Origin of the sequence: Paraburkholderia sp. (genome assembly GCF_034668105.1) — a bacterium.
Classification (GTDB): Bacteria; Pseudomonadota; Gammaproteobacteria; order Burkholderiales; family Burkholderiaceae; genus Paraburkholderia.
The window spans coordinates 19995-27129 of sequence record NZ_JAXDPY010000032.1 but is presented as its reverse complement, the minus strand read 5'-3'; the positions used below and the strand labels follow the sequence as shown (position 1 = coordinate 27129).

General features: G+C 63.8%; 8 protein-coding genes and 1 pseudogene. 6 read left to right on the top strand and 3 right to left on the bottom strand.

The window, feature by feature from the left end:
- The coding region (locus QOC89_RS01690; RefSeq protein WP_323043428.1) for a LysR family transcriptional regulator at positions 1 to 298 on the bottom strand (298 nt) is incomplete at its 3' end.
- 120 nt (positions 299 to 418) lie between these two features.
- On the opposite strand from QOC89_RS01690, the gene QOC89_RS01685 reads away from it, so the two are divergent.
- Together QOC89_RS01685 and QOC89_RS01680 are read left to right on the top strand one after the other, a co-directional pair.
- A complete protein-coding gene (locus tag QOC89_RS01685; protein WP_323043427.1) occupies positions 419 to 1171 on the top strand; it encodes a TerC family protein in 753 nt (250 codons plus the stop codon).
- A gap of 136 nt (positions 1172 to 1307) precedes the next feature.
- Positions 1308 to 1631, top strand: coding sequence for a zf-TFIIB domain-containing protein (locus tag QOC89_RS01680; RefSeq protein WP_323043426.1), 324 nt, complete (start codon positions 1308 to 1310; stop codon positions 1629 to 1631).
- Between the two features lie 26 nt (positions 1632 to 1657).
- Here QOC89_RS01680 and QOC89_RS01675 read toward each other — a convergent pair whose 3' ends face one another.
- Together QOC89_RS01675 and QOC89_RS01670 are read right to left on the bottom strand one after the other, a co-directional pair.
- A complete protein-coding gene (locus QOC89_RS01675; protein WP_416340327.1) occupies positions 1658 to 2542 on the bottom strand; it encodes a DUF2182 domain-containing protein in 885 nt (294 codons plus the stop codon).
- An 8-nt stretch (positions 2543 to 2550) separates the two neighbouring features.
- A complete protein-coding gene (locus tag QOC89_RS01670) occupies positions 2551 to 3315 on the bottom strand; it encodes a DUF899 domain-containing protein (RefSeq protein ID WP_323043425.1) in 765 nt (254 codons plus the stop codon).
- 132 nt (positions 3316 to 3447) lie between these two features.
- Here QOC89_RS01670 and QOC89_RS01665 point away from each other — a divergent pair, with 132 nt between their 5' ends.
- From QOC89_RS01665 to QOC89_RS01650, 4 genes and pseudogenes are all read left to right on the top strand, one after another.
- A complete protein-coding gene (locus QOC89_RS01665) occupies positions 3448 to 4665 on the top strand; it encodes a helix-turn-helix domain-containing protein (protein WP_323043424.1) in 1218 nt (405 codons plus the stop codon).
- Positions 4666 to 4678: 13 nt separating this feature from the next.
- On the top strand, positions 4679 to 5350 hold the full coding sequence (locus QOC89_RS01660) for a glutaminyl-peptide cyclotransferase (protein ID WP_323043423.1): 672 nt from the start codon (positions 4679 to 4681) through the stop codon (positions 5348 to 5350).
- A gap of 135 nt (positions 5351 to 5485) precedes the next feature.
- Positions 5486 to 6718, top strand: a complete 1233-nt coding sequence (locus tag QOC89_RS01655) for an FAD-binding oxidoreductase (protein ID WP_323043430.1) — start codon at positions 5486 to 5488, stop codon at positions 6716 to 6718.
- A gap of 15 nt (positions 6719 to 6733) precedes the next feature.
- Positions 6734 to 7123, top strand: a pseudogene (locus QOC89_RS01650) (C4-dicarboxylate ABC transporter substrate-binding protein); the annotation flags it as partial.
- Positions 7124 to 7135 lie beyond the last annotated feature (12 nt).

Below are 7135 nucleotides of genomic sequence, written 5' to 3'. Positions count from 1 at the left end.
CGGAAAGACCCACCGCGAGCCGCGCACTCCCTTCTCCACCCGTCTCGCGCATCTCGTCGAGCAACGCCTCGCCGATCTGAAAGATCTGCTCCGCGCGGTTGAATGCCGTCTCGCCGGCTTCGGTCATCGTGACGCCGCGCCCTGCCGGTTTCAGCAACTGACGCCCAATCGATTTTTCCAGCTCGCGCACCTGTGCGCTGATCGTCTGGACCGCCATGTCGAGACGCTCGGCCGCGCGCGCAAAGCCGCCCTCCTTCACGACGATCCAGAAATAGTACAGATGGCGGTAGTTGAGCATGACTAGACACTTCGAGAAAACCGATATCTCGCTCAGATTATCACTGATTTATCCGCACCATGAAAACGGCGATGATGACGGCATACCAACGTTACCGGCGATTATTCGTCGACGAACCCCATGGACGCCCTACTTATCCTCGCTACCGATCCCGCTGCATGGGCTGCGCTCCTCACGCTGGTCGTGATGGAAATCGTGCTCGGCATCGACAACCTGATCTTCATCTCGATCCTCAGCAACAAGCTGCCGGAAGCGCAACGCGCGCGCACGCAGCGCCTGGGCATCATGCTCGCGCTCCTGCTGCGGCTCGGCTTGCTCGGCACGGTCGCGTGGATCGCGCAATTGACCGCGCCCGCCGTGACGCTGTTCGGCCACGCGTTTTCGTGGCGCGATCTGATCCTGCTGAGCGGCGGTTTGTTTCTCGTCTGGAAGGCAACGAGTGAGATTCATCACCACGTCGTCCATTCACAAGAAGCGCGCGACAAGGCGAGCACGACTGTGCAGTTGACCGCGCTGGCTGCGATCGGACAGATCCTCGTGCTCGATATCGTGTTCTCGGTCGACAGCATCATCACTGCGGTCGGGATGACGGAGCACCTGCCGATCATGTTCATCGCGGTCATTGCAGCGGTCATGGTGATGCTATTCGCTGCGAGCCCGCTGTCGCGCTTCATCGATCGTAATCCGACCGTTGTCATGCTGGCACTCGGCTTCCTGCTCGTGATCGGTATGACGCTGATCGCGGAGGGTTTTGGCTCGCACGTGCCGAAGGCTTACATTTACGCGGCGATGGCGTTCTCCGCGTTCGTCGAGGCATTGAACATGCTCGCGCGCCGGGCGAAATCGAAGCGGACGGCTAACGCGGAGCAGTGAACGCCGCTATGACGTCCGCACCTGAAAAGAGCGTTCGAGATCCTCGACCGAAGTAACGCCGGATCGTTTTTTCGGAGTCGGGCAGCCCGGTATGCCGAGCGTTCGATGTGTTTTTGTACCTTTGAGGAGCAACGAAATGAAATGCCCTGTTTGCAAGACCACCGATCTGCTGATGAGCGAGCGACGCTCGGTTGAAATCGACTACTGCCCGGTCTGCCGGGGCATCTGGCTCGATCGTGGCGAACTCGACAAGCTGATCGCATTGGACGTTGAGAGCCCGGATGCTTCCGCGTCGGCACGCGTTAGCCGGGAAAGTCACCGCGAGGGTCACCGGGACGGCCACCGCGATCGGGATCGAGATCATGCGTATGAAAACAACCGCACGTACGACGATCGCCGGCCGGATTATCGCGGCCACAAAAAGAAACGCTCGATCTTCGACGTGTTCGATTTCGACTGAACGTGACCCTCACTGCATGCGCGATGTCATCCGAGCCCGACTGCTCGCGCGATCAGCACCAAGCCCGTCGCGACGGCGCCCACACCAATCCAACGCGCCACGCGCTCACCACGCGGTGCCAAACGTTCGACGGTGATGGCCGCCGTCACGACGGCCATCACACGCCAATCCATCACGCCAAGAACGAGCAGGACGATCGTCAGACCGGCACAGCAGTAGCCGCAATGAAGGCCGAGGCGTAAGCCGTGTCGCCAGGCCATGACGGCGTCCGCGGGCAATACCGGCGGCAATGCGGGCAATGTAGACGCTGCAAGCGGCGCAACCACCCTGGCGCAGCGTCCCGGCGCCGCGCGGCAGCAGGCAAGATGGCGCGCCTTCCACGCGGTGAACTGGAACGCACCGGCAGTGAGCACTATCACACCCGTCGCGAGCGGAACGGCACGCGCCAACGGCGGCAGTTCCGTCTCGAGCGCCGCCAGCGCAACACCCAGCGGGAATACGGCCATGCCGAACGCGATCCACACGAAGAAGTACCCCGCGCCCACCAGCACCGTCAGCGAGCCCAGACGCATCCCGCCGACTCCGCCGACAGCCTCGCGATAACGCCACAGCATAGGAACGAGAGAAGGCAGCATCATCGCAACCATCATCACCGCCCACATGCCGAGAAACGACGCCGCGGCGCCGGGCCACGTCTGCCCGCACATCCGCAGCCACGTCATCGACATCGACCAGCCGCCGGGCATCGGCATCTCGCCCATCGCCGACATGGACGCCGCGGCGACGATCGTCACCCCGGTGCTAACCACGAACAGCAGCGCCGAGACGCCGAGAAACGCCTGCTGCGAAACTCGCGCGTCGATCGAGCGTCCCGGCATCTGCCGTGCCCCGGTTGCGCAAATCTGTTCCATCATCAGGCTCAGCGCGTCTCGTACTCGTCGTGCCGCTTCCACCAGACACCCGTCTCGTTGCGCCCCTTCGGCGCGCGGTCGAGCCACTGGTACATGCCCCAGATGCCGTCCACGCCGCGCGCATAGGTGGAATACGTGTGATAGACGACGCCGTCCTCGAGGACGAACGTGCTCAAGCCGGGCCGGTCACGCGTATACGTCGCCGCGTCGGTTCCACAGGTGGCGGCGAACTGGGCGACGGGTGCCGGGACTTGCGTCTCGTCCATCGCGTGACCGCCCCGCTCGTAGTTGTATTCGATGCGCCCTTCACGCTGTTGTGCCTCGGTGAACGCGATGTTGAAGTCGAAGTTGAAATCGCTGCCAGCCGAAGACGCCCACGGAAACGTCCATCCCATCCGGCGCTGATACGTCTGTAGCTTCTCGAGCGGCGCGCGCGACACCGCCATGAGCGTGACGTCGTGATTCGCCAGATGAACCACGAGGCCGTCGAACCCATCCGCAATCGAGGAACACGACGGGCAGCCCGCCTTGTAATCGGGGCCGAACATGAAGTGGTAGACGAGGAGCTGGGAGCGGCCTTTGAAGAGCTCTGCCAATGAGGCGCTTCCCGCAGCGGTTTCGAACCGGTATGCCTTGTCGACCCGCACCCAGGGGAGTGCCTGCCGCTGCTGCACAAGCGCATCGCTCTGCCGCGTCAACGCCTTTTCCGCCTTGAGCAACTCGAGTCGCGCCGCCAGCCACGCTTCACGTGTCCCGGTGGTATGTGTTGTCATCCTGCGTCCCTCCTTGGGAGTCCTTCGTCGATCGTTCAGTGGCCGATACGACGATCGGGTTGATGGTCGTGCTAGATTAGTCACGGGCACCGGACGGTGGGAGTGACAAGTGTGGCGCGATTTGAATAGACCATGGACTCGCTAGTGACAGCGGCGGCGCGCGCGCTCGCGGCCGGCGATCCGCTCGGCGCGCTGAACCGCGTCGCCCTGCGCGAAGACGCGCCTGCGCTCGCTTTGCGAGGCATCGCGATGGCGCAGCTCGGCGATCTCGTGCGGGCGAAAGCGCTCGTGCGAAGTGCCGCGCGCGCCTTCGGTCCCAAAGAGCCTGTGGCCCGCGCGAGGTGTGTGGTCGCCGAGGCCGAAATCGCGCTCGCCTCACGCGATCTGGGGTGGCCCGCCAAAGCGCTCGATGCCGCGCGGGCCACGCTCGAAGCGCACGGCGACCGGCTGAACGCCGCGCATGCGCGGTATCTCGAAGTCCGGCGTCTACTCCTGATCGGGCGCCTCGGCGACGCTGAGCGCCTGCTCGCCAGACTCGATCCCACGCCCTTCCCGCCCGCCTTGAGAGCCGCGCATGAGCTGGTCGTCGCGGGCATCGCCATGCGCCGCCTCCAGACGAATACGGCGCGCTCAGCGCTCGCGAGAGCCGAGCGCGCCGCGCACCATGCGGGGATTCCAGCGCTGACGGCGGAGGTCGACAGCGCACGCCTGCTCCTGACCACACCGGCGGCGCGTCTGATCGCGCAGGGCGACGAGCGGCCCCTGCTGCTCGAAGAGGTTGAAGCGTTAATGGCGTCGAAGGCGCTGATCGTCGACGCGTGCCGTTATGTCGTGCGTGAAACGCGCATCGTGGTCCCGCTCGCGAGGCGCCCCGTGTTGTTCGCGCTCGCCCGCGCGCTGGCCGAAGCGTGGCCCGAGGACGTCTCGCGGGACGCACTCATCGCGCGGGCATTTCGGACGAAGCACCCCGATGAAACGCATCGCGCGCGGCTGCGCGTCGAAATCGGGCGGCTTCGCGCGCTGCTTGGAACGCTGGCCGGTGTGAACGCGACCAGGCGTGGCTTCGCGCTGGTACCGCACGGCGCGCGCGAGGTCGTCGTGCTCGCGCGGCCGGTTGAAGAACCGCACGCGATGGTGCTCGCCTTCCTCGCCGACGGCGAATCGTGGTCGAGCTCGGCGCTCGCAATTGCACTGGACGCCAGCCAGCGCACCATGCAGCGGGCCCTCGACGCGCTGGCGGCAGGCGGCAAGGTGCAATCGTTCGGCCGCGGGCGGGCGCGGCGCTGGATGACGCCGCCCATGCCCGGATTCACGACAACATTGTTACTCCCCGCTCCCCTTACTGAGTGATCAGGATGGAAACATGAACCGATCAGCCGCCAGAATCGTGCGTGAATATGGACCCTTTCCGGGCATCGACAGCGTGCACGGCGTCACTTATGACGGTCAGCATGTCTGGATTGCCAGCGGCGACAAGCTGAACGCCTTCGATCCGGCGAGCGGCGAAACGCTGCGCTCGATCGATGTCGCCGCGCAGGCGGGAACGGCCTTTGACGGCCAGCATTTATTTCAGATCGCCGGCGATCTCATCCAGAAGATCGATCCCGATAGCGGCCGCGTACTCGCGACGATTCCCGCACCCGGTGGCGGCGGCGGTAACTCGGGGCTCACGTGGGCTGAAGGAACGCTCTGGGTCGGGCGGTATCAGGACCGGCAGATTCTTCAGCTCGATCCCGAAACCGGCGCGATACTTCGCACGATCCAGTCGAATCGCTTCGTCACCGGCGTTACCTGGAACGACGGCGAGCTCTGGCATGCCACCTGGGAAGGTGACGAAAGCGAGCTGCGGCATATCGACTCCCGTACGGGAGAAGTTCTGGAGAGTGTCGAGATGCCGCCCGGCGTCTACGTGTCGGGGCTCGAGTCCGATGGCGGCGATCAGTTCTTCTGCGGCGGCGGAACCAGTGGCAAAGTGAGAGCCGTCCGCCGGCCCGAGCGAGACGCGAAGGCGAGCGTCGAATCCGCGAGCGAATAGTCAACCCAATCGCCGCGCCAACGTCAGCCTCGATCCACTCGCAACCCGCCCAGGCCGGGTTGTCCATGCACTCACGAGTCCGAGCACAGAGGCGCCGGCATTTCAAGAATCTAAAAGAGTGAGTTCATGACCACCCTGAAATTCGACGCCGTCGTGCTCGGCGCGGGCATTGTCGGCGTGTGTGTTGCCGTGCATCTTCAGAAACGCGGCCGCCAGGTTGCGCTGGTCGACCGCAAACTGCCCGGCAACGAAACGTCGTTCGGTAACGCCGGCCTGATCCAGCGTGAAAGCGTGTACCCCTATGCGTTTCCACGCGACCTCGGCACTTTGCTCCGGTACGCGCGCAACCAGTCGCTGGACGTTCGCTACCATGCCGACGCCATCCTCAAGACCGCGCCGTTCCTGTGGCAGTACTGGCGCAATTCTCATCCGGCGAAACACGCCGCGATCGCGAAGTCGTACGCGACGCTGATCGAGCATTGCGTGGACGAGCACCGCGCGCTGGCCGCGGCTGCCGGCGCGAGCGCGTTATTGCGCCCGACGGGCTGGATCAAGGTGTTTCGCACCGAGCAGGTACGGGACGCCGAAACCCGGAACGCTGAACGATGGCATCGGGAATATGGTGTCGAGTTCGAAGCGCTCGACGCAAGCAGCCTGCAACAGAAGGAACCGGATCTCGACAGGAGCTTGTCAGGCGGGTTGCGTTATACCGGATCCGATTCCGTGAACGACCCTAACGCGCTCGTCACCGCTTACGCAAAATATTTCGAGGCACTGGGCGGACGATTTTTTATCGGCGACGCTGACTCGTTTCGCGAGGGTTGGGCGGTCGATACGGAGGCCGGCACGATCGTCTCTTCATCGGCGGTGGTGGCGCTGGGGCCGTGGTCCGATCGCGTGAGTTCACGGCTCGGCTACCGCTTGCCCCTTGCTGTCAAACGCGGGTATCACATGCACTATGCGTCGGAGGCATCGGCGCGCCTGAATCATCCGGTGCTGGACGTCGAGAACGGCTATCTGCTGGCGCCGATGGCCAAAGGCATCCGCTTGACCACGGGGGCGGAAATCGCGCACTGCGACGCGCCCAAAACGCCCGCGCAACTCGCCGCCGTCGAGCCGATTGCGCGCACGCTGTTTCCGTTGGGCCAGCGTCTAGACGATGAACCATGGATGGGACGGCGCCCCTGCACAGCCGACATGATGCCGATTATCGGCCCCGCGACACGTCACAAGGACTTGTGGTTTGCGTTTGGCCATGCGCACCATGGGTTGACGCTCGGCCCAGTCACGGGCCGGCTGATCGCCGAGATGATGACCCACGAAGAGACGCTCGTGGACACGCGGCCGTTCAGGGTGGAGCGGTTTTAGAACGGTCAGCGTTTGCGTTATTTCAAAACCGGCCGCCCCTTCCTGCAACGCTACCTGCCATTCTGGCTGGCCAGTTTTGTCGAACGACGTCTGCTGATCCTGCTGCCGTTCATGGCTTTACTGCTGGGCCTGCTCCAGGCGTTGCCGCGCATGGCCGAGGCTCGCATAAAAAGGCGCCTGGTTGTCTGGTATCGCGAGATCAAGGCGCTCGAAGATGAGATATGGAAAAACAGCCATCCAGACGCGGACCAGATCGCGCGGTGGAAGGACGAGATCGAGCACATCGATGCACACGCGAACCAGATCCGGATGCCGCAACGTTACTTCCAGGATGTTTACGCACTCAAACAGGCGATTGCGGTAGTGCGAAACCGGATTTATCGCGTAGCGGGGGAACAAAAATAGCGGCGAGCCAGT

Excerpts from the sequence above, each read along its gene's own strand:
- QOC89_RS01685 (WP_323043427.1), top strand. The coding sequence starts at position 419 with ATGGACGCCCTACTTATCCTCGCTACCGATCCCGCTGCATGGGCTGCG.
- QOC89_RS01680 (WP_323043426.1), top strand. The coding sequence starts at position 1,308 with ATGAAATGCCCTGTTTGCAAGACCACCGATCTGCTGATGAGCGAGCGA.
- QOC89_RS01675 (WP_416340327.1), bottom strand. The coding sequence starts at position 2,542 with ATGGAACAGATTTGCGCAACCGGGGCACGGCAGATGCCGGGACGCTCG.
- QOC89_RS01670 (WP_323043425.1), bottom strand. The coding sequence starts at position 3,315 with ATGACAACACATACCACCGGGACACGTGAAGCGTGGCTGGCGGCGCGA.
- QOC89_RS01665 (WP_323043424.1), top strand. The coding sequence starts at position 3,448 with ATGGACTCGCTAGTGACAGCGGCGGCGCGCGCGCTCGCGGCCGGCGAT.
- QOC89_RS01660 (WP_323043423.1), top strand. The coding sequence starts at position 4,679 with ATGAACCGATCAGCCGCCAGAATCGTGCGTGAATATGGACCCTTTCCG.